Consider the following 25082-nt stretch of genomic DNA (forward strand, 5'->3'; position numbering starts at 1 on the left):
GGCAAAACGCGGCGCAAAAAAAGCGGCCCGCAGGCCGCTTTTTTCATGCCGTTGCAGCGGCTCAGGCGGTGACCCCTTTGGCCGTGTCGGCGTACTCCGAGATCTGGTCGAAGTTCAGGTACTTGTAGATCTGGCTGCCGTCCTTGTTGATCACACCCATGTCGGCCTGGTACTCGGCCACGGTGGGAATGCGACCCAGCTTGGACGCGATGGCCGCCAGCTCGGCCGAGGCCAGGTACACGTTGGTGTTCTTGCCCAAGCGGTTGGGGAAGTTGCGCGTGGAGGTGGACACCACAGTGGCGCCTTCGCGCACTTGCGCCTGGTTGCCCATGCACAGCGAGCAGCCCGGCATTTCGGTGCGCGCACCGGCGGTGCCGAACACGCCGTAATGGCCTTCCTTGGTCAGCTCGGCCGCGTCCATCTTGGTGGGTGGAGCAATCCACAGCTTCACAGGGATGTCGCGCTTGCCTTCGAGCAGCTTGGAGGCGGCACGGAAGTGACCGATGTTGGTCATGCACGAACCGATGAACACCTCGTCGATCTTCACACCGGCCACATCGCTCAGCAGCTTGGCGTCGTCCGGATCGTTCGGGCAGCACAGCACGGGTTCGTTGAGATCGGCCAGGTCGATCTCGATCACGGCGGCGTACTCGGCATCCTTGTCGGCTTCGAGCAGGCTGGGGTTGGCCAGCCAGGCTTCGACCTTCTCGATGCGGCGCGCCAGCGTGCGGGCGTCGGCGTAACCGTCGGCGATCATGTTCTTCATCAGCACCACGTTGCTGGTGAGGTATTCCTTGATCGGTTCGGGGTTGAGCTTGACCGTGCAGCCGGCGGCCGAGCGCTCGGCCGAGGCGTCGGAGAGTTCAAACGCCTGCTCCACCTTCAGATCCGGCAGACCTTCGATTTCGAGGATGCGGCCGGAGAAGACGTTGATCTTGCCGGCCTTGGCCACGGTCAGCAGACCGGCCCGGATGGCGTACAGCGGGATCGCGTGCACCAGGTCGCGCAGGGTGATGCCGGGCTGCATCTTGCCCTTGAAGCGCACCAGCACCGACTCGGGCATGTCCAGCGGCATCACGCCGGTGGCGGCGCCGAAGGCCACCAGGCCGGAGCCGGCGGGGAAGCAAATACCGATCGGGAAGCGGGTGTGCGAGTCACCGCCGGTGCCCACGGTGTCGGGCAGCAGCAGGCGGTTGAGCCAGCTGTGGATCACGCCGTCACCGGGACGCAGGGACACGCCGCCCCGGTTGCTGATGAAGGCCGGCAGATCGCGGTGGGTCTTCACGTCCACCGGTTTCGGGTAGGCCGCGGTGTGGCAGAAGGACTGCATCACCAGATCGGCGCTGAAGCCCAGGCAGGCCAGGTCTTTCAGCTCGTCGCGCGTCATGGGGCCGGTGGTGTCCTGGCTGCCCACGGTGGTCATCTTGGGCTCGCAGTAGGTGCCCGGGCGCACGCCCTGGCCTTCGGGCAGACCGACCGCGCGGCCCACCATCTTCTGCGCCAGCGTGAACCCGGCCTTGGTCGCCACGGGTGTGGTCGGCAGGCGGAACAGTGTGGAGACTGGCAGGCCCAGGAACTCACGCGCCTTGGCGGTGAGCGAGCGGCCGATGATCAGGTTGATGCGGCCACCGGCTCGTACTTCGTCGAACAGCACATCGCTGCGCAGCTGGAACTCCACCACTGTGGCACCACCCTTGGTGATCTTGCCGTCGTAGGGGTGGATGTCGATCACGTCGCCCATCTCGAGCTTGCTCACGTCGACCTCGATCGGCAGCGCACCCGAGTCTTCCTGCGTGTTGAAGAAGATGGGGGCGATCTTGCCGCCGAGCGTGACACCGCCGAAGCGCTTGTTCGGCACGAAGGGGATGTCCTGGCCGGTGGCCCAGATCACCGAATTGGTGGCCGATTTGCGCGAGGAGCCGGTGCCCACCACGTCGCCCACGTAGGAAACCAGGTGGCCATTCTTCTTGAGGTTTTCGATGAACTGCATCGGGCCGCGCTTGCCGTCTTCTTCGGGCTTGAAGGCCGCGTCAGGGCGTGTGTTCTTGAGCATCGCCAGCGTGTGCAGCGGAATGTCCGGGCGACTCCAGGCGTCGGGGGCGGGCGAGAGGTCATCGGTGTTGGTCTCGCCGGGCACCTTGAACACCGTCACGGTGATCACCTTCGGCACTTCGGGGCGCGTGGTGAACCACTCGGCGTTGGCCCAGCTCTCGATCACTTCCTTCGCCTTGGCGTTGCCGGCCTTGGCCTTCTCGGCCACGTCGTTGAAGAAGTCGAACATCAGCAGCGTCTTCTTCAGGCCTTCGGCCGCCACCGCAGCCACATCGGCCTGGTCAAGCAGGTCGATCAGCGGGTGCACGTTGTAGCCGCCCACCATGGTGCCGAGCAATTCGGTGGCCTTGGCCTTGGACACCAACCCGACAGCGATGTCGCCGTGCGCCACGGCGGCCAGGAAGCTGGCCTTGACCTTGGCGGCGTCGTCCACGCCGGGGGGCACGCGGTGCGTGAGCAGGTCCAGCAGGAAAGCGTCTTCCCCGGCCGGTGGCGCCTTGACCAGTTCGATCAGGTCGGCCACCTGCTTCGCATCAAGCGGCAATGGTGGAATGCCCAGTGCCGCGCGTTCGGCGGTGTGGGCGCGGTAGTCGGTGAGGAAGGTGGTGGACATGGCGATCTCCAGAGGGAAGTGGTGTGCGTGGGGGTCGGAAAACAGATGGAAACAGGGCAAGCAAGCTCAATGCCGCGGTGCAACGGGCTCGCTGAAATGGGACTGCACCGTCTCGGGCAATGACAGGCCTGTGTGGTGCGCGCGCTCCAGCACCTGCCAGAAATAACGGTAACTCGCGCGGTCGTGCAGACGGCCTTCAAACTGAACCGGCGCCCAGTCGGCGGCCATGGCGCATTCAATGAGCGCCGCAGCGGTGTCGACCTCGCGCTCCGAGGGCGCGAACGCGGCCAGGATGGGGCGGATCTGATCGGGGTGGATGCTCCACATGCGGGTGTAGCCGAGCTCGCGGGCAGCCTTGTGTGCGGCGTTCTGCAGCGCGACCATGTCCTTGAACTCGGTGACCACGCAGTGCGAGGGCACCTTGCCGTGCGCGTGGCAGGCCGAGGCGATGTCCAGCTTGGCGCGCAGCACCAGCGGGTGGCTGAACTGGCCGGTCACGCTCATGCCGTCGGCGGGGATGGCCCCGCCATGCGCCGAGACAAAGTCCATCAGCCCAAAGCTCAGGCTCTGCACGCGCGGGTGGGCCGCGATGTCGAAGGCGCGGTGCACGGCGGCGGGCGACTCGATGAGCACGTGCAGCGGCAGTGCCTGCGCGCCCGCGGCGTCGAGCGCCATCACGGCGCGCTGAACATCGGCCACCGACTCGACCTTGGGCACCATCAGGTGCGTGAGGCGTTGACCCCCACGGCCGGCGATGGTGGCCACGTCGGCGTCGAACGCAGCGTGGTCCACCGGGTGCACCCGAACCGCCACACGGGCATCGGGGCTGGCGGCCAGCGCGAGTTCGGTGACAAGCAGGGCGTGTTCGCCCTCCCCGCCCACGGGCGCGCCGTCCTCGCAATCCAGCGTCACGTCGAACACACAGGTGCCGAACTCTTCGGTCATCTCGGCCTGCAGCGCCAGGCTCTTCTTCATCCGCGCCTCCACCCCGCTGTAGTGGTCACAGACCGGCAGCGCGAACGCGCCGGCCTGAGCGCCCAGCAGGATGGATCGGGGATGGCGCGCACTCACCCCCACGCTTTTCACTGCGTGTAAGGCGCTGCCCCCCCAGGGGGCTTGAGCGCCTTGGGGCGGCCCGGCGTCGCTCATGTTGCGCAGTTACCAGCGGGTTACAGGAGGTGTTTCACGCCGTCCTGTTCGCCTTGCAGCTCGGCCAGGGTCTTGTTGATGCATTCTTGCGAGAAGGCGTCGATGTCCAGGCCTTCAACAATCTTGTACTCACCGTTCTGGCAGGTGACAGGGAAGCCGAACATGATGTCCTTGGGAATGCCGTACCAACCTTGCGAAGGAATCCCCATGGTGACCCACTCGCCGTTGGTGCCCAGCGCCCAGTCGCGCATGTGGTCGATGGCGGCATTGGCTGCCGATGCGGCAGAAGACAGGCCACGCGCTTCGATGATGGCGGCGCCGCGCTTGCCCACGGTCGGCAGGAACACGTCCTTGTTCCAGACCTGGTCGTTGATCATGTCCTTGACCGAGGCGCCGTCGATGGTGGCGAAGCGGTAGTCGGCGTACATGGTGGGCGAGTGGTTGCCCCACACAGCCAGCTTCTTGATGCTGGCCACGGCCTTGCCGGTCTTGGCCGCGATCTGGCTCAGGGCGCGGTTGTGGTCCAGGCGCAGCATGGCGGTGAAGTTGCCGGGGTTGAGGTCGGGTGCACTCTTCATGGCGATGTACGCGTTGGTGTTGGCCGGGTTGCCGACCACGAGCACCTTGACGTTGCGCGAGGCCACGGCGTTGAGCGCCTTGCCCTGCGCGGTGAAGATGGCACCGTTGATGGCCAGCAGCTCTGCACGCTCCATGCCGGCTTTGCGCGGCATCGAGCCGACCAGCAGCGCGTAGTCGGTGTCCTTGAACGCGGTCATCGGGTCGCTGTGTGCTTCCATGCCCACCAACAGTGGGAACGCGCAATCTTCCAGTTCCATCATCACGCCCTTGAGCGCTTTTTGCGGCCCATCCACCGGCACTTCCAGCAATTGCAGGATCACGGGCTGGTCTTTGCCCAGCATTTCGCCGGAAGCGATGCGAAACAGCAGGGCGTAACCGATCTGGCCAGCGGCGCCGGTGACGGCAACACGAACGGGCTTCTTTTGCATGGTGAGAACTCCAGAATGAGACGAGAGGAAGGGGATGGGGTTGGGGAGGGACACCCCAAGACAAAGGCGACAGAAGCGGGCGAATGACGCGCCGCAGGTGGGTCAAGGTCAGGCGAAGAGTGTACCCTCGCAAACCCTGATACGTCAATTTGTCTTATGTCTTATATAAGATATCATTCGACGCTCGTGCGCAGTCTTCAGACGCGCCCAAAAACATGGCCACGACCCCACTCACCACCCCAGACGCGTCACCGAGCGATGGCCGCCCCGCGCCCGATGTCGGCGCGTTTGAACACTCCGCGCCGGCTTTCAGTCCGCTCTACCAGCAGATCAAGACGCTCATCCTGCGCAGCCTGCAGGCCAGTGAGTGGAAACCTGGCGACATGATCCCGAGCGAATTCGACCTGGCGGCACGCTTCAAGGTGAGCCAGGGCACGGTGCGCAAGGCGATCGACGAACTTGCCACCGACAACCTGCTGGTGCGCCGACAAGGCAAGGGCACCTTTGTTGCCACGCATTCCGAGCAACACATCCAGTACCGCTTCTTGCGCCTGCTGCCCGACACCGGCTCTCTGGAAGACCAGGGCCCGGCAGAGCGTCGCATCATCGAATGCCGCCGCCTGCGCGCGCCCGCCGAAGTGGCGCGTCAACTCGCCCTGCGCACCGGCGACCCGGTGCTCCAGGTCAAACGCGTGCTCACCTTTGACCAGGTGCCGGCCATCCTCGAAGACCTCTGGTTGCCCGGCGTGCCGTTCAAGGGCCTGACCATCGAGACCCTGTCGGACGACAAGGGGCCGATGTACGCCCTGTTTGAAGCCCAGTTCGGTGTGCGCATGGTGCGCGCGGTCGAGAAAATCAAGGCCGTTTCAGCGGACGGCGAGAGCGCGAACCTGCTCGGCGTGGCCGAAGGCTCTCCGCTGCTCAGCGTCGAGCGATTGGCATTCACGTACAACGACACCCCGATGGAACTGCGGCGCGGCCTGTACCGAACCGACGCCCGTCACTACCGCAACGAACTGAGCTGAGGCATGCGCTGCTATGTCCTTGATAGCCCCGCACGTGCCTCCGGTGTCAGCCTCACGATTGGTGCATTGCAATAGAATTTGACACTCGGTGGTTCCGGTTACCAACGCGTTACACCACCGACATCCCTTCCCCGCACCCCTTCCGCGCAAGAAAGCCCCACCATGACCGAGTTGACCAAAAAGCGGCCCGAGTTCCGCAACATCAACGCATTCAAGGATCTCCCCACCTACCGCCTGCCACCCGCGGGCTGGGTCTCGATCCTGCACCGCATCAGCGGTGGCCTGATGTTCATCCTGTTGCCCCTGATCGTCTGGCTGTTCGACACCTCCGTGTCCTCAGAGATTTCCTTCGAACGTTTCAGCGCGGCCTTCTCGGCGGGCTTTGGCTTCGTGCCCGGCTGGTTCTTCAAGCTCGTGGTGCTGGCCCTGATCTGGGCCTACCTGCACCACCTGATTGCCGGTGTGCGCCACCTCTACATGGACGCGCGCCACGCCGTCACCAAAGAGTTCGGCAAGTCCTCCGCCATCTTCACGCTGGTGGTCAGCATCGGCCTGACCGTGCTGCTCGGCGCCAAGCTGTTCGGCCTTTATTGATTCCGAGAACCCACCCCAGGACCCACAAGATGTCTGTCAACTACGGTTCCAAGCGCGTCGTCACTGGCGCCCACTACGGTCTGCGCGACTGGCTGGCCCAGCGCATCACCGCCGCCATCATGGCTGTGTTCACCCTGATCCTGCTGGTACAGGTGCTGTTCACCAGCGGCCCGCTGGGCTACGAGGGCTGGGCCGGCATCTTTGCCGCCCAGTGGATGAAGGCCCTGACCTTCGCCGTCTTCCTCGCCCTGACCTACCACGTATGGGTCGGCATGCGCGACATCTGGATGGACTACGTCAAGCCCGCGGGCATCCGCCTGGTGCTGCACGTGTTCACCATGGTTTGGCTCCTGTCCTGCCTGGGCTGGGCCGTTCAAGTTCTCTGGAGGCTCTGAAGCAATGACCGCAACCGCAAATCTTCCCAAGCGTCAGTTTGATGTCGTCATCGTCGGTGCCGGTGGTTCCGGCATGCGCGCCTCGCTGCAGCTGGCGCGCGCCGGCCTCAAGGTGGCCGTGCTCTCCAAGGTGTTCCCCACGCGCTCGCACACCGTGGCCGCGCAAGGCGGCATTGGCGCCTCGCTCGGCAACATGAACGAGGACAACTGGCACTACCACTTCTACGACACCATCAAGGGCTCCGACTGGCTGGGCGACCAGGATGCCATCGAGTTCATGTGCCGCGAAGCCCCCAAGGTCGTGTACGAGCTCGAGCACATGGGCATGCCGTTCGACCGCAACCCCGACGGCACGATTTACCAGCGCCCCTTCGGTGGCCACACCGCCAACTACGGCGAAAAACCCGTGCAACGCGCCTGCGCCGCGGCCGACCGCACCGGCCATGCCATGCTGCACACGCTCTACCAGCAGAACGTTCAGGCACGCACCACCTTCTTCGTCGAATGGATGGCGCTCGACCTGATCCGCGACGCCAGCGGCGACGTGCTCGGCGTGACCGCCCTGGAAATGGAAACCGGCGAGACCTACGTGCTGGAAGCCAAGACCACGCTGCTGGCCACCGGTGGCGCCGGCCGCATCTTCGCCGCCTCCACCAACGCCTTCATCAACACCGGTGACGGCCTGGGCATGGCGGCGCGCGCCGGCATTCCGCTTGAAGACATGGAGTTCTGGCAGTTCCACCCCACCGGCGTGGCCGGCGCCGGCGTGTTGCTGACCGAAGGCTGCCGTGGCGAAGGCGCGATTCTGCTCAACAGCGAAGGCGAGCGTTTCATGGAGCGCTACGCGCCCACGCTGAAAGATCTGGCTCCTCGCGACTTCGTTTCGCGTTGCATGGACCAGGAGATCAAGGAAGGCCGCGGCTGTGGTCCCAACAAGGACTATGTGCTGCTCAAGCTCGACCACCTCGGCGCAGAAACCATCCACAAACGCCTGCCCTCGGTCTACGAGATCGGCGTGAACTTCGCCAACGTGGACATCACGCGCGAGCCGATCCCCGTCGTGCCCACCATCCATTACCAGATGGGTGGCATTCCGACCAACATCAATGGCCAGGTCGTCACCCCGGACGGCCAGGGCAACCAGGCCGTGGTCAATGGTCTCTATGCCGTGGGTGAGTGCTCCTGCGTGAGCGTGCACGGTGCCAACCGCCTGGGCACCAACTCGCTGCTGGATTTGCTGGTCTTCGGCCGCGCGGCCGGCAACCACATCGTGCAGTTCAACGACAAGAACAAGACCCACAAGCCCCTGCCGGCCGATGCAGCCGACAAGACCCTGGCGCGCTTGGCCCGGCTGGACAACACCACCGGCGGCGAATACGCGCAAGACGTCGCCAACGACCTGCGCGCCGCCATGCAGCAGCACGCCGGCGTGTTCCGCACCCAGGCCAGCATGGACGAAGGCGTTGCCAAGATCAACGCCATGCGTGCGCGGGTCAACAACATCGCGCTGAAAGACAAATCCAAGGTGTTCAATACGGCGCGCATCGAGGCGCTGGAAGTGGAAAACCTGATCGAGTGCGCCCAGGCCACCATGACCTCGGCCGCCGCCCGCCACGAATGCCGTGGCGCGCACACGGTCAACGACTACGAGCGCCCCGCCGATGACGCGCAGTTCCCGCTGGGTCGCAACGATGCCGAGTGGATGAAGCACACGCTCTGGCACAGCGCCGACAACAGCCTGACCTACAAGGCCGTCAACCTCAAGCCCCTGACCGTGGAGTCGGTGCCTCCGAAGGTACGCACCTTCTGAAGCCCCTTCATCCCGCACCCACGACGCACAGAGAAAAACACCATGGCCAAACGCACATTCAAGATCTACCGCTACGACCCCGAGAAGGACGCCAAGCCCTACATGCAGACGATCGAGGTTGAACTCGACGGCCACGAGCGCATGTTGCTCGACGCACTGGGCAAGCTCAAGGCGGTTGATCCCTCCATCTCGTTCCGCCGCTCGTGCCGCGAAGGCGTGTGCGGCTCGGACGCGATGAACATCAACGGCAAGAACGGTCTGGCTTGCCTCACCAACATGAACACGCTGCCGGGCGTGATCACGCTCAAGCCGCTGCCCGGCCTGCCCGTGGTGCGCGACCTGATCGTGGACATGACGCTGTTCTTCAAGCAGTACAACAGCATCAAGCCCTACCTGATCAACGACACCGTGCCGCCTGAAAAGGAGCGCCTGCAGAGCCCCGAAGAGCGCGACGAGCTCAACGGGCTGTACGAGTGCATCCTGTGCGCGAGCTGCTCCACGAGCTGCCCCAGCTTCTGGTGGAACCCCGACAAGTTCGTCGGCCCCGCCGGCTTGCTGCAGGCCTACCGCTTCATCGCCGACAGCCGCGATCAAGGCACGGCCGAGCGTCTGGACAACCTCGAAGACCCGTATCGCCTGTTCCGCTGCCACACCATCATGAACTGCGTGGACGTCTGCCCCAAGGGCCTGAACCCCACCAAGGCCATTGGCAAGATCAAGGAAATGATGGTGATGCGTTCCGTTTGAGCGCGTTGACTGCCCTGCCATGAACACCGCAACCCTCCCCGAACAACCCTCCGAAGCAGCGCTTGACGCGTTGCTGGATGAGCGTGCCCTGAGCAAGCTCCGGTGGCGTTGCCGGCGTGGGTTGCTGGAGAACGATCTTTTCATCGAGCGTTTCTTCGCTCGGTACGAATCTGGCTTGACGGTTCGTCAAGCCGATGCCCTGGGGCTGCTGATGGACCTGTCCGACAACGATCTGCTCGATCTGTTGCTCGGCCGCAAAGCGCCGCAGGACGATCTGGCCCGTGACGACGTCACCCGTGTGCTGGGCATGCTTCGTGCAACCCGGCAATCCGCTTAAGCCATTCCCACAAGAAGGAACCCGAATGAAACTCGTTGACAACAAAGCCACCCTGTCGTTTTCCAACGGCAGCCCCAGCGTGGACCTGCCGGTGTACGCCGGCAGCATCGGCCCGGATGTCCTGGACATCCGCAAGCTGTACGCGCAGACCGGCATGTTCACCTATGACCCGGGCTTTTTGTCCACCGCCGCTTGCCAGTCGGCCATCACCTACATTGATGGCGACAAGGGCGAGTTGCTGTACCGCGGTTACCCCATCGAGCAGCTCGCCACCCAGTGCGACTACCTCGACACCTGCCACTTGCTGCTCAATGGTGAATTGCCCAACGAGGAAGAGCGCAAAGCCTTCCACAAGCTCGTGATCAACCACACCATGGTCAACGAGCAGATGCAGTTCTTCCTGCGTGGTTTCCGCCGTGACGCCCACCCGATGGCCGTGCTCACGGGTCTGGTCGGCGGCCTCTCGGCCTTCTACCACGACAGCACCGACATCAACAATCCGAAGCACCGCGAAATCGCCGCGATCCGCCTGATTGCCAAGATGCCCACACTGGTGGCCATGTCGTACAAGTACGGCATTGGACAGCCCTACATGTACCCGAAGAACGACCTGAGCTACTCGGGCAACTTCCTGCGCATGATGTTTGGCACACCGTGCGAAGAGTACGTGGTCAACCCGGTGCTCGAGCGAGCGCTTGACCGCATCTTCATCCTGCACGCCGACCACGAGCAGAACGCGTCCACCTCCACCGTGCGCCTGTGCGGTTCGTCAGGCACCAACCCCTTTGCAGCCATCGCCGCCGGCGTGGCCTGCCTGTGGGGCCCCGCCCACGGCGGTGCCAACGAGGCAGCCCTGAACATGCTGGAAGACATCCAGCGCCAGGGCGGCGTGTCCAAGGTCGGTGAGTTCATGGAGAAGGTCAAGGACAAGAACTCCGGCGTCAAACTCATGGGCTTTGGTCACCGCGTCTACAAGAACTACGATCCACGCGCCAAGCTGATGCAGGAAACCTGCAACGAAGTTCTGCAAGAGCTGGGTCTGGAAAACGACCCCCTGTTCAAGCTTGCCAAGGAACTCGAGAAGATCGCGCTGGAAGACGAGTACTTCGTCTCGCGCAAGCTCTATCCGAACGTGGACTTCTATTCCGGCATCGTGCAACGCGCCATCGGCATCCCGGTGAACCTGTTCACCGGGATCTTCGCGCTGGCCCGCACGGTGGGCTGGATCGCCCAGCTCAACGAAATGATCGGCGACCCCGAGTACAAGATCGGCCGCCCGCGCCAGCTGTTCACCGGCTCGCCGCGCCGCGACATCAAGCCACTGGCCAGCCGCTGAGAGGCACCCGTCCGCTGAAGAAGCCCGCTACCGAGCGGGCTTTTTTTCGCCCGCGCCTTCGCGGGGCGGCAACCCGGACATCGTGCTTGGAGATGTCAAATCACTCCCAACTAGAGGAAAATCCCTCTTCAGCATCTCGAAACGAGAAGCCACAACCCCATGCTCTCCGAACGCAACTTCGCCCGCCAGATCGACCTCACCTCGCTGCAGCTCTTCGTGGCTGTGTGCGAACTGGGCAGCATCGGCCGCGCAGCCGAACGGGAGTTCATCGCAGCGTCAGCGATCAGCAAGCGCCTGTCGGACCTCGAGGGCACGCTGGGCACCACGCTGCTGCACCGTCACACGCGGGGCGTGCGCCTGACACCCGCCGGGGAAGGGCTGCTGCACCACGCGCGCGCCGTTCTGTACGGGCTGGAACAGATGCAGGTCGAGCTGTCCGAATACGCGGACGGTGTGCGCGGCCACGTGCGGGTGCATGCCAGCATCTCGGCCATCGTGCAGTTCCTGCCCGAGGACCTGGGCGCCTTCGCGCGCCTCCACCCGCAGGTGAAGATCGATCTGGAGGAACACCTCAGCCCCGAGGTGCTGCGCGCCGTGCAGGAAGGCGCCACCGACCTGGGCCTGTGCAATGGCGCGATGGGCGCCGGCGGTCTGCAAAGCCTGCCCTACCGGCGCGACAGCCTGGTGCTGGTGGTGCCGCGCGGGCACGCGCTCGCCAGCGGCGGGCCGGTGGCGTTCGAGGCTTCCCTGCCTTTCGACCACGTGGGCCTGCATGCCAACAGCTCCATCCACCTCGCCACCCACCAGGCCGCCACCGAGGCCGGCACCCCCGTGCGCGTGCGCATTCGCGTCACCGGCTTGGATGCGATGTGCCGCATGATTGCCAACGGTTTGGGCGTGGGCGTCATGCCCGAGCGCGCCTTTGAACTGCTCCACACCGGCGACGCATTGCAAGCGGTGCCACTGACCGACGCCTGGGCCCAACGCCAACTGGTGCTGGTGGCCCGCGACTTCTCAACTCTGCCGGCCACTGCGCGCCTGCTGGTCGATCACCTGACGGCCGACGCGGTGCGGCAAGCCGCCTAAAATCATCCTTCTACAAGAGGCCCCACGCCATGCCACGCACGCTCTACGACAAGATCTGGGACGAACACGTTGTCCACACCGAAGAGGACGGCACGTCCGTGCTCTACATCGACCGGCACTTGGTGCACGAAGTCACCAGCCCGCAGGCTTTTGAAGGCCTGCGCCAAGCCGGCCGCAAGGTCTGGCGCGTGAGTTCGGTGGTCGCCACCGCGGACCACAACACGCCCACCACCGGCTGGGAACTGGGCTACGACGGCATCACCGACCCGATCAGCAAGGAACAGATCACCACGCTGGACAGCAACATCGCCGAGTTCGGCGCCGCCGCGTTCTTCCCCTTCATGTCCAAGCGGCAGGGCATCGTGCACGTGATCGGCCCCGAAAACGGCGCCACCCTGCCCGGCATGACGGTGGTCTGCGGCGACAGCCACACCTCCACCCACGGCGCGTTCGGCGCGCTGGCCCATGGCATCGGCACCAGCGAAGTCGAACACGTGCTGGCCACGCAGACCCTGCTCGCCAAAAAAGCCAAAAACATGCTGGTGCGCGTGGAGGGACAGCTCCCCAAAGGCTGCACCGCCAAGGACATCGTGCTGGCCATCATCGGCAAGATCGGTACCGCCGGCGGCACGGGCTATACCATCGAGTTCGGCGGCTCTGCCATCCGGACGCTCAGCGTCGAGGGCCGCATGACGGTCTGCAACATGGCCATCGAAGGCGGCGCGCGCGCCGGCTTGGTGGCGGTGGACGAGAAGACCATCGAATACGTCAAGGGTCGCCCGCTTTCGCCCACCGGTGTGGAGTGGGACCAGGCCGTGGCTTACTGGAAGACCTTGCAGTCCGACGTCGACGCGACGTTTGACGCCGTCGTCGAGCTGGATGCCTCGAAGATCGTGCCCCAAGTGACCTGGGGCACCTCGCCCGAAATGGTGCTGGGCATCGACGGTGTGGTGCCCGACCCTGACCGCGAAAAGGACGCCAACAAGCGCGGCGCCATTGAGCGTGCCCTGACCTACATGGGTCTGCCACCCGGCAAGCCACTCAACGACATCTTCGTCGACAAGGTCTTCATCGGTTCCTGCACCAACAGCCGCATCGAGGACATGCGCGAGGCGGCCGCCGTGGTCAAGAAGCTTGGTCAGAAGGTCGCAAAGAACGTGAAGCTCGCGCTGGTGGTTCCCGGCTCGGGACTGGTGAAGGCGCAGGCCGAACGCGAAGGCCTGCACGAAATCTTCAAGGCTGCCGGCTTCGAGTGGCGCGAGCCGGGCTGCTCGATGTGCCTGGCCATGAACGCCGACCGGCTCGAACCGGGAGAACGCTGCGCCTCCACCAGCAACCGCAATTTCGAAGGCCGCCAAGGTGCCGGCGGCCGCACGCACCTCGTGTCCCCCGCCATGGCCGCCGCGGCCGCGGTGCACGGCCACTTCGTGGACGTGCGCACCCTCGCCTGACCGCCCCATCCCACAACCAACCTCAGGAGACCCACATGAAACGCATTGCCTGGATCGCAGTCGCACTCGCAACCCTGTCGCTCACGCTGGCGGGATGCAACACCTGGTCCGGCGTCAAGCAGGACGCCAAGGAAGTCGGTACAGCCGCGGGCAAGGGCATTGAAAAGGCCGGCGAGAAAATTCAGGGCGTCGCCAAGTAACGCCCGCGGACCACACCATGCAAAAATTCACCCTCCACAAGGGCCTGGTGGCCCCGATGGACCGCGAGAACGTGGACACCGACGCCATCATCCCGAAGCAGTTCCTGAAGTCGATCCGCAAGACCGGCTTCGGCGAAAACCTGTTTGACGAGTGGCGCTACCTCGACAAGGGCGAGCCGGGACAAGACCCGACCAGCCGCAAGCCCAACCCCGATTTCGTGCTCAACCAGCCGCGCTACGCGGGTGCGTCGGTGCTGCTGGCGCGCAAGAACTTCGGCTGCGGATCGAGCCGCGAGCACGCACCCTGGGCCATCGACCAGTATGGCTTCCGCGCCATCATTGCGCCGAGCTATGCCGACATCTTCTTCAACAACTGCTTCAAGAACGGCTTGCTGCCCATCCAGTTGCCCGAAGCCCAGGTGGCGCAATTGTTCGACGAGGTGGCGGCCTTCCCCGGCTACGAGTTGACCGTCGATCTCGAGCGACAGGTGATCGTCAAGCCGCAAGGCGAAGAGCTGCCGTTCGAGGTGCAGGCGTTCCGCAAGTTCTGCCTGATCAATGGCCTGGACGACATCGGCCTGACCTTGCGCTACAAGGACAAGATCGCGGCGTTCGAAGCCGAGCGCCTGGCCACCAAGCCCTGGCTCGCGCACACCATGCCGGTGGCCTGACCCACCCCCGTCGCTTGCTCACTTCGTGTAGCCACATCCCCCCTCAAGGGGGCAACACCTGCGGCCCGGCAAAGCCGGTTCCGCGGTGTTTCTGAATCTCCTTCTTCTACTTCCAACATGAAAATCGCAGTTCTTCCGGGTGACGGCATCGGCACCGAAATCGTCGCCGAGGCCGTGCGGGTGCTTGAAGCACTCGAGTTGCCCATCGAAATGGAATCGGCCCTGGTGGGCGGCGCGGCTTATGAAGCACACGGGCATCCGCTGCCCGAAGCCACGCTCAAGCTGGCGATGGACGCCGACGCCGTGCTGTTCGGCGCCGTCGGCGACTGGAAGTACGACAAGCTGGACCGCCCGCTGCGCCCGGAGCAGGCCATCCTGGGCCTGCGCAAGCACATGGGTCTGTTCGCCAACTTCCGCCCCGCCATCTGTTACCCCGAGCTGGTGGGCGCATCCAGCCTCAAGCCCGAGATCATCTCGGGTCTGGACATCCTCATCATCCGCGAGCTCACCGGCGACATCTATTTCGGCCAGCCACGCGGCCGCCGCACCGCCACCGACGGGCACTTCCCCGGCGCGGAGGAAGCCTTCGACACCATGCGCTACAGCAAGCCCGAGATCGAGCGCATCGCCCACGTGGCCTTCCAGGCCGCGCGCAAGCGCAACAAGAAGGTGACCAGCGTAGACAAGGCCAACGTGCTGGAGACCTTCCAGTTCTGGAAGGACGTGGTCACCGAGGTGCACGCCCAGTACCCCGACGTGGAGCTGGAGCACATGTACGTGGACAACGCGGCCATGCAACTGGTGCGCGCGCCCAAGAAGTTCGACGTGGTCGTCACCGGCAACATGTTCGGCGACATCCTGTCCGACGAGGCCTCCATGCTCACCGGCTCCATCGGCATGCTGCCCTCGGCCTCGCTGAACACGAAGAACCAGGGCCTGTACGAACCCAGCCACGGCAGCGCGCCGGACATCGCCGGCAAGAACCTGGCCAATCCTCTGGCTACAATACTGTCCGCTGCCATGATGCTCAAATTCACTTTCAACCAGACCGAAGCCGCCGACCGCATTGAACATGCGGTGAGCAGCGTGCTTGCGTCCGGCTTGCGCACGACCGACATCTGGTCTGAAGGCACGACCAAGGTGAGCACCCGCGGCATGGGCGATGCCGTCGTGGCCGCCATCACCAAAACCATTACCAAGGGCTGATCCAGCTCCGGTTCGTCACGCCCCTCCCCGGCACGACGAGCCGGGGCTCAAAAGGTTTTTCAACTTTTAAAGGGCGTTGACATGAAACTCGTAGGACTCGTAGGCTGGCGCGGCATGGTCGGTTCCGTGCTGATGGACCGCATGGTCGCGGAAAGCGACTTCGACCTGATCGAACCGCTGTTCTTCTCCACCTCCAACGCAGGCGGCAAAGCCCCTGCCATGGCGAAGAACGAAACCACGCTGCAGGACGCGCACGACATCGCGGCCCTCAAGCGCTGCGACATCGTCATCACCGCCCAGGGCGGCGACTACACCAGCGAGGTCTATCCCAAGCTGCGCGCCGCCGGCTGGAACGGCCACTGGATCGATGCCGCGTCCACGCTGCGCATGGACAAGAGCGCCGTCATCATCCTGGACCCGGTCAACCTGCCCGTGATCCAGAACGCGCTGGCCCACGGCGGCAAGGACTGGATCGGCGGCAACTGCACCGTGAGCTGCATGCTCATGGGCGTGGGTGCACTGTACAAGGCGGGTCTGGTCGAGTGGATGAGCACGCAGACCTACCAGGCCGCATCGGGCGGCGGTGCACAACACATGCGCGAGCTGCTCACGCAATACGGCACGCTCAACGCCGAAGTGAAGGCCCTGCTGGACGACCCCAAGAGCGCCATTCTGGAGATCGACCGCAAGGTGATCGCCAAGCAGCGTTCTCTCAACGGTGCCGAAACCGCCAACTTCGGCGTGCCGCTCGGTGGTTCCCTGATTCCCTGGATCGACAAGGACCTGGGCAACGGCATGTCCAAGGAAGAGTGGAAAGGCATGGCCGAGACCAACAAGATCCTCGGCATGGGCGAGGGCTTCAGCGCGCCGGCCATTCCGGTGGACGGCTTCTGTGTGCGCGTGGGCGCCATGCGCTGCCACAGCCAGGCCCTGACCTTCAAGCTCAAGAAGGACGTGCCCGTGGCCGATATTGAAGCCATGATCGCGGCCGACAACGCCTGGGTCAAAGTGGTGCCGAACACGCGCGAGGCCACGGTCAAGGACCTGACCCCGGTGGCCGTGACCGGCACGATGACGATTCCGGTCGGTCGCATCCGCAAGCTGGCCATGGGCCCCGAATACCTGGGCGCATTCACCATTGGTGACCAGTTGCTGTGGGGCGCAGCGGAGCCGCTGCGGCGCATGTTGCGAATCCTGCTGGACGCCTGAACGCCCGCTGGGTCGGGCGCAGGGGTGGCGCGGCATGGAAATGGTGCGTTGCAAGTCAGCAACGCAAATTCGAGGACCAAACACGACAAACGGTGGGCTGGGAAACTCAAGCGGATTCTCAGCTTGTCACCGTAATCCGTTGATGTTAAGGTCAAAATTAGGTTTTTTCCTTCGAGGTCCAAGTGCCATTCAAACCCCGCCCTACCCCATTTCAATCGGCGCGCCAGGTGCGACAAATCACCGGGTTTGGTGGCTTGCAAGCAATCGCCGCGGCCGCCTTGCTGTGTGCCTCGCTCACGCACCATGGTGCTGCTCAAGCGCTGGCGTTGGGTCGTGTGGTTGTGCAATCTGCGCTCGGCGAACCCCTGAGAGCGGAGATCGACGTTCCAGACATCAACGCTGAAGAGGCGGCCAGCCTTCGGGTGGGACTGGCATCTGCCGAAACGTTCCGGGGCTCCGGAATGGAGATGAACGCGGCATTGGCCGGGCTGCAGATTTCGCTGCAAAAGCGAGCGGATGGTCGGTCATTCCTTCGACTGACCAGTCCCCGCCCGGTGAACGAGCCTTTCGTGGACTTGATCGTGGAGGCCAATTGGGCATCCGGTCGCATCGTTCGCGACTACACCCTCCTTTTTGATCCACCCAACCTGCGCCCCGCGCCTCGGCCCGCTCCTGTTGCACCCGGCGTGAGTTCACCGCCAGCGTCCACCCGTGCCCAGCCAGTGCTGCCCAGCACGCCACTGCCGCCGCCGGTGGCGCAAGCCACCCCGGCACCTTCGGTGAGCCGCCCAGCAGCTCCTGAGCAGGCGGCACCTGCACAGCCCCCACGCGCAACCCCAAGCCCGGCCCCCACCGGGTCCGCCGGTGGCGGACAAGTGCGTGTCCAGGCAGGAGACACCGCCGGCCGCATTGCAGCAGCCAACAAACCAGCCAACGTGTCGTTGGACCAGATGCTCGTTGCCATGCTTCGTTCCAGCCCGAACGCTTTCATCGGTGGCAACGTCAACCGGATCAAGGCCGGCGCAGTGGTCGATCTCCCGACGGCCGACCAGGCGGGGGCCGTCAACGCTGGTGAGGCCCGGCAAACAATCGCAGCCCAAAGTCGCGATTTCAACGATTTCCGCCGGCGTCTGGCCGGTGCTGCACCGGAGGCTGAGGTTGGCGTTGCGGACCGCCAAGCGGCCGGACGCGTGCAGACTGAAGTTAAAGACGCGGCCCCTGCGGCACCCGCTGCGGACAAGCTCACGCTGTCCAAAGGCGCGACACCCGCGCAAACTGCCAGCGAAGAACAGATCGCCAAGGATCGCCAGGCCAAGGAAGCATCGACCCGCGTGGCCGAGCTCTCGCGCAACATCGAAGAACTGTCCAAACTCGGCACGCCCGCACCTGGAGCCACGGCGCCTGCAGCCACCGCTCCTGCTGCGACGCCGGCCGCACCGGCAACACCTGCCACGCCGGCGGCCAGCCCCGCACCAGCAGTGACCGCCGCAACGCCAACGCCCGACACCGCCACGCCGGCAGCGTCGCCAGCTGCGCCGCCAGTGGCTGCGGATGCACCGGCTCCGGCCCCAACTCCGACGCCAACCCCCCAGGCACCTCCACCAGCACCCGTGCCGCTGCCAGACGAGCCTTCGTTCATTGACCAGCTGCGGGACAACCCCTTGGTGCTGCCGCTGGCTGGCGGCCTGTTGGCCCTGCTGGCCGGCTTCGGCATCTACCGCATGCGTCAGCGCAAAGGTGGCTCCAGTGTCGACAGCTCGTTCCTGGAAAGCCGGTTGCAACCCGACTCGTTCTTCGGTTCCAGCGGTGGGCAGCGCATCGACACGGCAGAGTCCGTCGCCTCCGGATCTTCAATGGTGTATTCACCCAGCCAGCTCGATGCGGCAGGCGATGTGGATCCCGTGGCAGAGGCGGACGTGTACCTCGCCTACGGACGCGATCTGCAGGCCGAGGAAATTCTCAAAGAAGCGATGCGCAGCACGCCGACCCGCGTGGCCATTCACAACAAGCTGCTGGAGATCTATGCCAAGCGGCGCGACGCCAGGGCCTTCGAAGTGGTGGCCACCGAAGCGTTTGGCCTGACACAAGGCCAGGGCCCCGAGTGGGATCGCGCGTGCGAACTGGGCAAAGAACTGGATCCGAGCAACCCCCTGTACCAGCCGGGAGGCAAACCCCTCACCAAGTCTGGCGCCGTGGAAAGCTTTGTGGGTGCGGGTGCCAATACCATGCCGTTCGCAAGCAGCACGATGTCAGACTCTTCAGGTGCTCAAGCCGCAGGCACGAGCGACCTCGATCTCGATCTGGATTTCTCGCTGGACGAGCCCCAACCGGAAGAACACATCGACGCAACCCCGGCCAGCATGGCGCGCGATGCTGCCATGTCGGACATGGGAGACCTGCAGGCCACGGAAGCATTGACCAGCAAAGCGGCTGAGGCGTCGGGCCCTTCGTCCATGTCGATGGACTTCGACCTCGACTTTCCGTCACAGCCCGATCACTTGCAAACGACGGCATTCAACGCAACCCCGGCACCCGGAGATGCCTCCCCTGCCATGCAGGCTGCTCAGAACGCGCCTACTTTCGACCTGAGCGAGGAAGCACCGGATTTCGGTCTCGACATGGATTTTCCCGACGAAGCGACCTCTCCAGCGCCCACCACGAAGGCAGCCGTGGGCGGCTCGCCCGAGTTGATGACGTTTGATCTGAACGACCTCAATCTCGATCTGGACTCGCCGGCCGAGGACACCCATGCGTCCAACGATGTGTCGGGCCAGGAGAACCCCCTGGAAACCAAGCTCTCCTTGGCCGAGGAATTCCGCGCAATTGGTGACTTCGAAGGTGCACGATCGCTGGCCGAAGAAGTGCTTGCGGAAGCGTCTGGTTCGCTCAAGAACAAGGCAGGCACCTTCCTGGCCGATCTGGCTTGAGCCACTCGGCCAGCGACGAACCAAACCCTTCGAGCCAGCAACAGACCTCGCAGAATCCCGTGCCTGACGTGACTCGCATCGCCTTGGGTGTGAGCTACAACGGCCGGGCTTACGAAGGCTGGCAGAGTCAGCTGGGGGGTCAAACCGTGCAGGACAAACTGGAGCAGGCCCTCACCCGCTTCGGGGCCGTTGACCCCATCAAGACCCTGTGTGCTGGTCGCACCGACTCTGGCGTGCACGGTCTCATGCAGGTGGTGCACTTCGACACCCCGCTGGATCGCGACGAAAACGCTTGGGTACGGGGCACCAACAGCTTCTTGCCCCCCGACATCGCGATCCAGTGGGCGCGTCACGTCGACAGCAGCTTTCACGCTCGCGGCAGCGCTCGCTCGCGTCGCTATGCGTACGTGCTGCTCGAATCCCCCGTGCGTCCCAGCGTGGACGCCGGCCAAGTGGGCTGGGTGTTTCGCCCGTTGGCTCTGGAGCCGATGGTGCAAGCGGCGCAGGCGCTGGTGGGCGAACACGATTTCTCCTCCTTCCGTGCCGCCCAGTGCCAGGCCCATTCGCCGGTCAAGCACCTGATGCGCGCCGAGGTCACGCGTCGCGGCGCCTACTGGCGCTTCGAGTTCGAGGCGTCGGCTTTCCTGCACCACATGATCCGCAACATCATGGGCTGCCTGATCACTATTGGCATCGGAAGCCGTCCTCCCGAGTGGATGACCGAGGTCCTGCTCGCTCGCAGCCGTGATGTGGCCGCCCCCACCTTTTCCCCTGACGGCCTGTATTTCCTCGGACCGGTCTACGATCCAGCATGGGGCTTGCCACAGCGCACGCCCACCTTCGACTGGTTGCCATGAACGCTCACCGCACCCGCATCAAGATTTGCGGCCTCACGCGCGAGGTCGATGTGGACGCGGCCGCCCGTGCCGGCGCCGATGCCGTGGGCTTCGTGCTGTACGACAAGAGCCCGCGCCACATCACGCCCGAGCGCGCCGGCGAACTGGCCCGGCGCCTGCCGCCCTTCGTCACGCCGGTGCTGCTGTTCGTCAACGCCAGCCCCGAGCACATCCAACGGGCGTGTGCTGAAGTTCCCAACGCCTTGCTGCAATTCCACGGTGACGAGTCGCCCGACGACTGCCTGGCAGCAGGCCGGCCCTTCATGCGCGCGGCACGCATACCCGCAGGACCCGCCGGGCATGGCTTCGATCTCCTAAAATACGCCTCTGACTTCTCGGCAGCCCAGGCCCTCCTGCTCGACGCTCATGTCGAAGGCTACGGCGGCGGAGGTCAATCCTTCGACTGGACGGCATTTCCTTGGTCACACCCGCTTCTAAACGCCAGCTCTCGCCTCGTTTTGTCTGGTGGACTCACGCCTGCAAACGTGACCGATGGCATCACGTGCGTGCGGCCCTGGGCCGTTGATGTGAGTTCCGGCGTCGAGGTGTCCAAGGGCATCAAAAGCCCGGACCTCATGAACGCCTTCATCGCTGCCGTTCGCGCAGCCGATGAACACCTTTCCCGCCTGCCCTGATCGTCCCCGATCTTGGGTTGGGCAGCCGAACCGAGATCACTCCATGCAGACTTACCAACAACCCGACGCCCGCGGCCACTTCGGCATTTACGGCGGCAGCTTCGTGAGCGAAACGCTCACCCACGCGATCAACGAACTCAAGGCTGCGTACGCGAAGTACCAGCACGATCCCGAGTTCCTCGCTGAATTCAGGAGCGAGCTCGCGCATTTCGTGGGCCGGCCCAGCCCGGTCTACCACGCCGCGCGCATGAGCCGTGAAGCGGGCGGCGCGCAGATCTTCCTGAAACGCGAAGACCTCAACCACACCGGCGCACACAAGATCAACAACACCATCGGCCAAGCCATGCTGGCCAGGCGCATGGGCAAGCCGCGCATCATTGCCGAGACGGGCGCCGGCCAGCACGGTGTGGCCACCGCCACCATCTGCGCGCGCTACGGCCTGGAATGCGTGGTTTACATGGGCAGCGAAGACGTCAAGCGACAGAGCCCCAACGTCTACCGGATGAAGCTGCTGGGTGCGACCGTTGTGCCGGTCGATTCCGGCAGCCGCACGCTGAAAGACGCGCTCAACGAGGCCATGCGCGACTGGGTGGCCAACGTGGACAACACCTTCTACATCATCGGCACCGTGGCGGGCCCGCACCCGTACCCGATGATGGTGCGCGACTTCCAGAGCGTGATCGGCGAGGAATGCCTGGTGCAGATGCCCGAGATGCTGGCCGACGCCGGCTGCAAGAACGAGCAGCCCGACGCGGTGATCGCCTGCGTGGGTGGTGGCAGTAACGCCATGGGCATCTTCTACCCCTACATTGAGCACGAGAAAACGCGCCTGATCGGTGTGGAAGCCGCCGGCGAAGGCATGGAGAGCGGAAAACACTCGGCCTCGTTGCAAAAGGGCAGCCCGGGCGTGCTGCACGGCAACCGCACCTATGTGCTGCAGGACGACAACGGTCAGGTGACCGAAACGCACAGCGTGAGCGCCGGTCTGGACTATCCCGGTGTCGGACCGGAGCATGCGTTCCTCAAGGACATCGGCCGCGCCGAGTACGTGGGCATCACCGATGCCGAGGCGTTGGAAGCGTTCCATTACCTGTGCCGCACCGAAGGCATCATCCCCGCGCTTGAGTCGAGCCATGCCGTGGCCTACGCCATGAAGTTGGCCAAGACCATGAAGCCCGACCAGTCGATCCTGGTCAACCTCTCGGGCCGGGGCGACAAGGACATCGGCACCGTGGCCGACCTGTCCAGCGCCGATTTTTATTGTCGACCGAGCTGCCGCGGGCAGTCGGTCAAAGGCAGCGTTGCCACCATCGAGGTGAAAAAATGAGCCGTATCGATGCGACCTTTGCCGCGCTGAAGAAGCAGGACCGCAAGGCCCTGATCCCCTTCGTCACCGCCGGTTTCCCTTACGCCGACATCACGCCCGACCTGATGCACGGCATGGCCGAGGCCGGTGCCGACGTGATCGAACTCGGCGTGCCGTTCTCCGACCCCTCGGCCGATGGCCCGGTAATTCAGAAGGCAGGTGATCGCGCGCTGGCGGCCGGCATTGGCCTGACCCAGGTCATTGCCATGGTGCGCACCTTCCGCGAGCGCAACGACACCACGCCCGTGGTGCTCATGGGCTACGCCAACCCAGTCGAGCGCTATGACCAGAAGCACGGCGCGGGCGCCTTCGTGCGCGACGCATCGGCCGCCGGTGTGGACGGTGTGCTGATCGTCGACTACCCGCCCGAGGAGTGCGAAGACTTTGCCGCCTCGCTGCGCGAACACGGCATGGACCTGATCTTCCTGCTCGCTCCCACCTCCACCGACGAGCGCATGGCGCAGGTGGCGCGTGTGGCCACTGGTTATGTGTACTACGTGTCGCTCAAGGGCGTCACTGGTGCCGGCACGCTCGATGTGGGTCAGGTCGAGGCCATGTTGCCGCGCATCCGCTCGCATGTGAGCGTGCCCGTGGGCGTGGGCTTCGGCATCCGGGACGCGGAAACTGCGCGCGCCATCAGCCGTGCGGCCGATGCCGTGGTGATCGGCAGCAAGATCATCCAGTTGATCGACAACGAACCGCACGAAAAAGTGGTGGCCGTGGCGTCCAACTTCATTCGCACGATCCGCAAGGCACTCGACGCATAATTCCGGGTGGCGTCCTTGGGGCGCCACCGCATGGAGAAAACCACATGTCCTGGCTCGAAAAACTGCTGCCCCCCAAGATCACCCCCACCGACCCGACCGAGCGCCGCAGCGTGCCCGAGGGCTTGTGGATCAAGTGCCCCAGCTGCGAGGCCGTGCTCTACAAGAACGATCTGGAGAAGAACCAGAACGTCTGCCCGCACTGCACCCACCACCACCGGATTGGCGCGCGCGCGCGGCTCAACGCGTTTCTGGATGCCGAAGGCCGCTACGAACTCGCCCAGGAAGTGCTGCCCGTCGACGCCCTCAAGTTCAAGGACAGCCGCAAGTACCCCGAGCGCCTGAAAGACGCACTCGAGACCACCGGAGAGACCGATGCGCTGATCGTCATGGGCGGCGCGGTGCACGGCATCAGCCTGGTGGTGGCGTGCTTTGAATTCGACTTCATGGGCGGCTCCATGGGTTCGGTGGTCGGCGAGCGCTTCGTGCGTGGCGTCGAAGAAGCCATTGCGCAAAAAGTGCCGTTCGTGTGTTTCACTGCCACCGGTGGCGCGCGCATGCAGGAGGGCCTGCTCTCTCTCATGCAGATGGCCAAGACCAACGCCTCCCTCACGCGTCTGGCCAAGAAGGGCCTGCCCTACATCAGCGTGCTCACCGACCCGACCATGGGCGGCGTGAGCGCGGGCTTCGCCTTCCTGGGCGACGTGGTGATCGCCGAGCCCAAGGCGCTGATCGGCTTTGCCGGCCCTCGCGTGATCGAAAACACCGTGCGGGTGAAGCTGCCCGAAGGCTTCCAGCGCGCCGAGTTCCTGCAGACCAAAGGCGCGGTCGATTTCATCTCCGACCGGCGCGAGCTGCGAGCCACCATCGCCAACACTTTGGCCATGCTGCAGCGCCAGAGCGCCGACGCGGTGGTCAACGATTGAGTTCCGAGCCCGCGGCCGGGGCGCTCACGCTGTCTCAGCTTCCCCTGTTTCCGCTGCAGACCGTCCTGTTTCCTGGCGGGTGGTTGCCGCTTCGCATCTTCGAGGTTCGTTACCTCGACATGATCGGCCGCTGCCACAAGGCGGGTGCGCCGTTTGGTGTGGTCTGCCTGAGCGAAGGCAGCGAGGTGCGCCGGGTCAATCCCTCGGCAGCACCCACCGGTGACAGCTTCGCCAAGGAAGTGTTTCACGGGGTGGGCACGCTGGCCCACATCGAAAGTCTGGACCGCCCTCAGCCCGGGCTCATGGTGATCAAGTGCCGCGGCCTGCAGCGTTTCCACATCAACCGCCGCAGCCAGCTGCCGCATGGCCTGTGGGTGGCCGACGTGACGCTGGACGAGCCGGAGTCGATCGTGGCCGTGCCGTCCGACCTGGCGAACACCCGCGATGCGCTGAAGCGCCTGCTGCACAACCTGCAGGAGCGCGACCCCGAGAGCCTGGACCAGTTGCCACTGCAACCGCCTTACCACTGGGACGACAGCGGCTGGGTGGCCAACCGTTGGGCCGAGTTGCTGCCGACACCGGCCGAACTCAAGCAGCGCTTGATGGCGCTGGACAACCCGCTGCTGCGTCTGGAACTGGTATCGGACCTGCTGGACAAGCTGGGTCTGGAGAACTGATCC

23 protein-coding genes are annotated in these 25082 nt (G+C 64.6%); 20 read left to right on the forward strand and 3 right to left on the reverse strand.

The annotated features are described in order from the left end of the window. Positions 1 to 61 precede the first annotated feature (61 nt). The 3 genes from acnB to IV113_RS13565 all read right to left on the reverse strand — a co-directional run bounded on the left by acnB (position 62) and on the right by IV113_RS13565 (position 4821). Positions 62 to 2665, reverse strand: coding sequence for a bifunctional aconitate hydratase 2/2-methylisocitrate dehydratase (gene acnB, locus IV113_RS13555; protein WP_291085897.1), 2604 nt, complete (start codon positions 2663 to 2665; stop codon positions 62 to 64). A 66-nt stretch (positions 2666 to 2731) separates the two neighbouring features. After that, positions 2732 to 3814: an aldolase/citrate lyase family protein gene (locus IV113_RS13560; protein ID WP_291085900.1), complete on the reverse strand. Its 1083-nt coding sequence runs from the start codon at positions 3812 to 3814 to the stop codon at positions 2732 to 2734. A 20-nt stretch (positions 3815 to 3834) separates the two neighbouring features. Then, complete coding sequence (locus IV113_RS13565) at positions 3835 to 4821, reverse strand: malate dehydrogenase (protein ID WP_291085903.1); 987 nt, start codon at positions 4819 to 4821, stop codon at positions 3835 to 3837. A 215-nt stretch (positions 4822 to 5036) separates the two neighbouring features. Here IV113_RS13565 and IV113_RS13570 point away from each other — a divergent pair, with 215 nt between their 5' ends. The 20 genes from IV113_RS13570 (at position 5037) to IV113_RS13665 (ending at position 25079) form a co-directional block, all read left to right on the forward strand. Next, positions 5037 to 5846, forward strand: coding sequence for a GntR family transcriptional regulator (locus IV113_RS13570; protein ID WP_291085906.1), 810 nt, complete (start codon positions 5037 to 5039; stop codon positions 5844 to 5846). Between the two features lie 162 nt (positions 5847 to 6008). Continuing rightward, positions 6009 to 6440: a succinate dehydrogenase, cytochrome b556 subunit gene (gene sdhC / locus IV113_RS13575; protein WP_291085910.1), complete on the forward strand. Its 432-nt coding sequence runs from the start codon at positions 6009 to 6011 to the stop codon at positions 6438 to 6440. A 29-nt stretch (positions 6441 to 6469) separates the two neighbouring features. Next, positions 6470 to 6835 carry a succinate dehydrogenase, hydrophobic membrane anchor protein gene (gene sdhD / locus IV113_RS13580; RefSeq protein WP_159604600.1) on the forward strand — a complete coding sequence of 122 codons (366 nt, stop codon included), beginning with the start codon at positions 6470 to 6472 and terminating at the stop codon, positions 6833 to 6835. A gap of 4 nt (positions 6836 to 6839) precedes the next feature. Continuing rightward, positions 6840 to 8645, forward strand: a complete 1806-nt coding sequence (gene sdhA, locus IV113_RS13585) for a succinate dehydrogenase flavoprotein subunit (protein WP_056271464.1) — start codon at positions 6840 to 6842, stop codon at positions 8643 to 8645. Between the two features lie 42 nt (positions 8646 to 8687). After that, positions 8688 to 9392 carry a succinate dehydrogenase iron-sulfur subunit gene (locus tag IV113_RS13590; RefSeq protein WP_291085922.1) on the forward strand — a complete coding sequence of 235 codons (705 nt, stop codon included), beginning with the start codon at positions 8688 to 8690 and terminating at the stop codon, positions 9390 to 9392. Between the two features lie 19 nt (positions 9393 to 9411). Then, entirely contained in the window at positions 9412 to 9729 is a 318-nt protein-coding gene (locus IV113_RS13595; protein ID WP_291085924.1) for a succinate dehydrogenase assembly factor 2, read from the forward strand. 25 nt (positions 9730 to 9754) lie between these two features. Further along, the gene (locus IV113_RS13600) at positions 9755 to 11065 is read left to right on the forward strand and encodes a citrate synthase (protein WP_291085927.1); all 1311 of its coding nucleotides are present in this window, start codon (positions 9755 to 9757) and stop codon (positions 11063 to 11065) included. Between the two features lie 159 nt (positions 11066 to 11224). Continuing rightward, positions 11225 to 12151 carry a LysR substrate-binding domain-containing protein gene (locus IV113_RS13605; RefSeq protein WP_291085930.1) on the forward strand — a complete coding sequence of 309 codons (927 nt, stop codon included), beginning with the start codon at positions 11225 to 11227 and terminating at the stop codon, positions 12149 to 12151. Positions 12152 to 12180: 29 nt separating this feature from the next. After that, a complete protein-coding gene (leuC, locus tag IV113_RS13610; RefSeq protein ID WP_291085933.1) occupies positions 12181 to 13602 on the forward strand; it encodes a 3-isopropylmalate dehydratase large subunit in 1422 nt (473 codons plus the stop codon). 35 nt (positions 13603 to 13637) lie between these two features. Then, positions 13638 to 13802, forward strand: coding sequence for an entericidin EcnAB (locus tag IV113_RS13615; RefSeq protein ID WP_291085936.1), 165 nt, complete (start codon positions 13638 to 13640; stop codon positions 13800 to 13802). 17 nt (positions 13803 to 13819) lie between these two features. Next, positions 13820 to 14473 (forward strand): 3-isopropylmalate dehydratase small subunit, encoded by a 654-nt coding sequence (leuD, locus tag IV113_RS13620; RefSeq protein ID WP_291085939.1) that lies wholly within the window; start codon positions 13820 to 13822, stop codon positions 14471 to 14473. A gap of 117 nt (positions 14474 to 14590) precedes the next feature. Then, complete coding sequence (gene leuB / locus IV113_RS13625) at positions 14591 to 15679, forward strand: 3-isopropylmalate dehydrogenase (protein WP_291085942.1); 1089 nt, start codon at positions 14591 to 14593, stop codon at positions 15677 to 15679. Positions 15680 to 15760: 81 nt separating this feature from the next. After that, a complete protein-coding gene (asd, locus tag IV113_RS13630) occupies positions 15761 to 16888 on the forward strand; it encodes an aspartate-semialdehyde dehydrogenase (protein ID WP_291085945.1) in 1128 nt (375 codons plus the stop codon). A gap of 254 nt (positions 16889 to 17142) precedes the next feature. Beyond that, complete coding sequence (locus IV113_RS13635; RefSeq protein ID WP_291085948.1) at positions 17143 to 19815, forward strand: FimV/HubP family polar landmark protein; 2673 nt, start codon at positions 17143 to 17145, stop codon at positions 19813 to 19815. A gap of 68 nt (positions 19816 to 19883) precedes the next feature. Beyond that, complete coding sequence (truA, locus tag IV113_RS13640) at positions 19884 to 20672, forward strand: tRNA pseudouridine(38-40) synthase TruA (protein WP_291086119.1); 789 nt, start codon at positions 19884 to 19886, stop codon at positions 20670 to 20672. After that, the gene (locus IV113_RS13645; RefSeq protein ID WP_291085951.1) at positions 20669 to 21346 is read left to right on the forward strand and encodes a phosphoribosylanthranilate isomerase; all 678 of its coding nucleotides are present in this window, start codon (positions 20669 to 20671) and stop codon (positions 21344 to 21346) included. Before truA ends, IV113_RS13645 begins: the two co-directional genes overlap by 4 nt. Before the next feature lie 43 nt (positions 21347 to 21389). After that, positions 21390 to 22673, forward strand: a complete 1284-nt coding sequence (gene trpB, locus IV113_RS13650) for a tryptophan synthase subunit beta (RefSeq protein ID WP_291085954.1) — start codon at positions 21390 to 21392, stop codon at positions 22671 to 22673. After that, the gene (trpA, locus tag IV113_RS13655; protein WP_291085957.1) at positions 22670 to 23479 is read left to right on the forward strand and encodes a tryptophan synthase subunit alpha; all 810 of its coding nucleotides are present in this window, start codon (positions 22670 to 22672) and stop codon (positions 23477 to 23479) included. The genes trpB and trpA overlap by 4 nt, the downstream gene beginning before the upstream one ends. A 44-nt stretch (positions 23480 to 23523) precedes the next feature. Further along, positions 23524 to 24402: an acetyl-CoA carboxylase, carboxyltransferase subunit beta gene (accD, locus tag IV113_RS13660; RefSeq protein WP_291085960.1), complete on the forward strand. Its 879-nt coding sequence runs from the start codon at positions 23524 to 23526 to the stop codon at positions 24400 to 24402. After that, positions 24399 to 25079, forward strand: a complete 681-nt coding sequence (locus IV113_RS13665) for an LON peptidase substrate-binding domain-containing protein (protein WP_291085963.1) — start codon at positions 24399 to 24401, stop codon at positions 25077 to 25079. The genes accD and IV113_RS13665 overlap by 4 nt, the downstream gene beginning before the upstream one ends. Positions 25080 to 25082: the final 3 nt, after the last annotated feature.

Origin of the sequence: Hydrogenophaga sp. (assembly GCF_018780385.1) — a bacterium.
In the GTDB taxonomy this organism is placed as follows: Bacteria; Pseudomonadota; Gammaproteobacteria; order Burkholderiales; family Burkholderiaceae_C; genus Hydrogenophaga.

Excerpts from the sequence above, each read along its gene's own strand:
- accD (WP_291085960.1), top strand. The coding sequence starts at position 23,524 with ATGTCCTGGCTCGAAAAACTGCTGCCCCCCAAGATCACCCCCACCGAC.
- acnB (WP_291085897.1), bottom strand. The coding sequence starts at position 2,665 with ATGTCCACCACCTTCCTCACCGACTACCGCGCCCACACCGCCGAACGC.
- trpB (WP_291085954.1), top strand. The coding sequence starts at position 21,390 with ATGCAGACTTACCAACAACCCGACGCCCGCGGCCACTTCGGCATTTAC.
- IV113_RS13565 (WP_291085903.1), bottom strand. The coding sequence starts at position 4,821 with ATGCAAAAGAAGCCCGTTCGTGTTGCCGTCACCGGCGCCGCTGGCCAG.
- leuD (WP_291085939.1), top strand. The coding sequence starts at position 13,820 with ATGCAAAAATTCACCCTCCACAAGGGCCTGGTGGCCCCGATGGACCGC.
- sdhA (WP_056271464.1), top strand. The coding sequence starts at position 6,840 with ATGACCGCAACCGCAAATCTTCCCAAGCGTCAGTTTGATGTCGTCATC.
- IV113_RS13605 (WP_291085930.1), top strand. The coding sequence starts at position 11,225 with ATGCTCTCCGAACGCAACTTCGCCCGCCAGATCGACCTCACCTCGCTG.
- sdhC (WP_291085910.1), top strand. The coding sequence starts at position 6,009 with ATGACCGAGTTGACCAAAAAGCGGCCCGAGTTCCGCAACATCAACGCA.
- leuC (WP_291085933.1), top strand. The coding sequence starts at position 12,181 with ATGCCACGCACGCTCTACGACAAGATCTGGGACGAACACGTTGTCCAC.
- IV113_RS13560 (WP_291085900.1), bottom strand. The coding sequence starts at position 3,814 with ATGAGCGACGCCGGGCCGCCCCAAGGCGCTCAAGCCCCCTGGGGGGGC.
- IV113_RS13600 (WP_291085927.1), top strand. The coding sequence starts at position 9,755 with ATGAAACTCGTTGACAACAAAGCCACCCTGTCGTTTTCCAACGGCAGC.
- sdhD (WP_159604600.1), top strand. The coding sequence starts at position 6,470 with ATGTCTGTCAACTACGGTTCCAAGCGCGTCGTCACTGGCGCCCACTAC.
- leuB (WP_291085942.1), top strand. The coding sequence starts at position 14,591 with ATGAAAATCGCAGTTCTTCCGGGTGACGGCATCGGCACCGAAATCGTC.
- IV113_RS13645 (WP_291085951.1), top strand. The coding sequence starts at position 20,669 with ATGAACGCTCACCGCACCCGCATCAAGATTTGCGGCCTCACGCGCGAG.
- IV113_RS13570 (WP_291085906.1), top strand. The coding sequence starts at position 5,037 with ATGGCCACGACCCCACTCACCACCCCAGACGCGTCACCGAGCGATGGC.
- IV113_RS13590 (WP_291085922.1), top strand. The coding sequence starts at position 8,688 with ATGGCCAAACGCACATTCAAGATCTACCGCTACGACCCCGAGAAGGAC.
- trpA (WP_291085957.1), top strand. The coding sequence starts at position 22,670 with ATGAGCCGTATCGATGCGACCTTTGCCGCGCTGAAGAAGCAGGACCGC.
- asd (WP_291085945.1), top strand. The coding sequence starts at position 15,761 with ATGAAACTCGTAGGACTCGTAGGCTGGCGCGGCATGGTCGGTTCCGTG.
- IV113_RS13595 (WP_291085924.1), top strand. The coding sequence starts at position 9,412 with ATGAACACCGCAACCCTCCCCGAACAACCCTCCGAAGCAGCGCTTGAC.
- IV113_RS13615 (WP_291085936.1), top strand. The coding sequence starts at position 13,638 with ATGAAACGCATTGCCTGGATCGCAGTCGCACTCGCAACCCTGTCGCTC.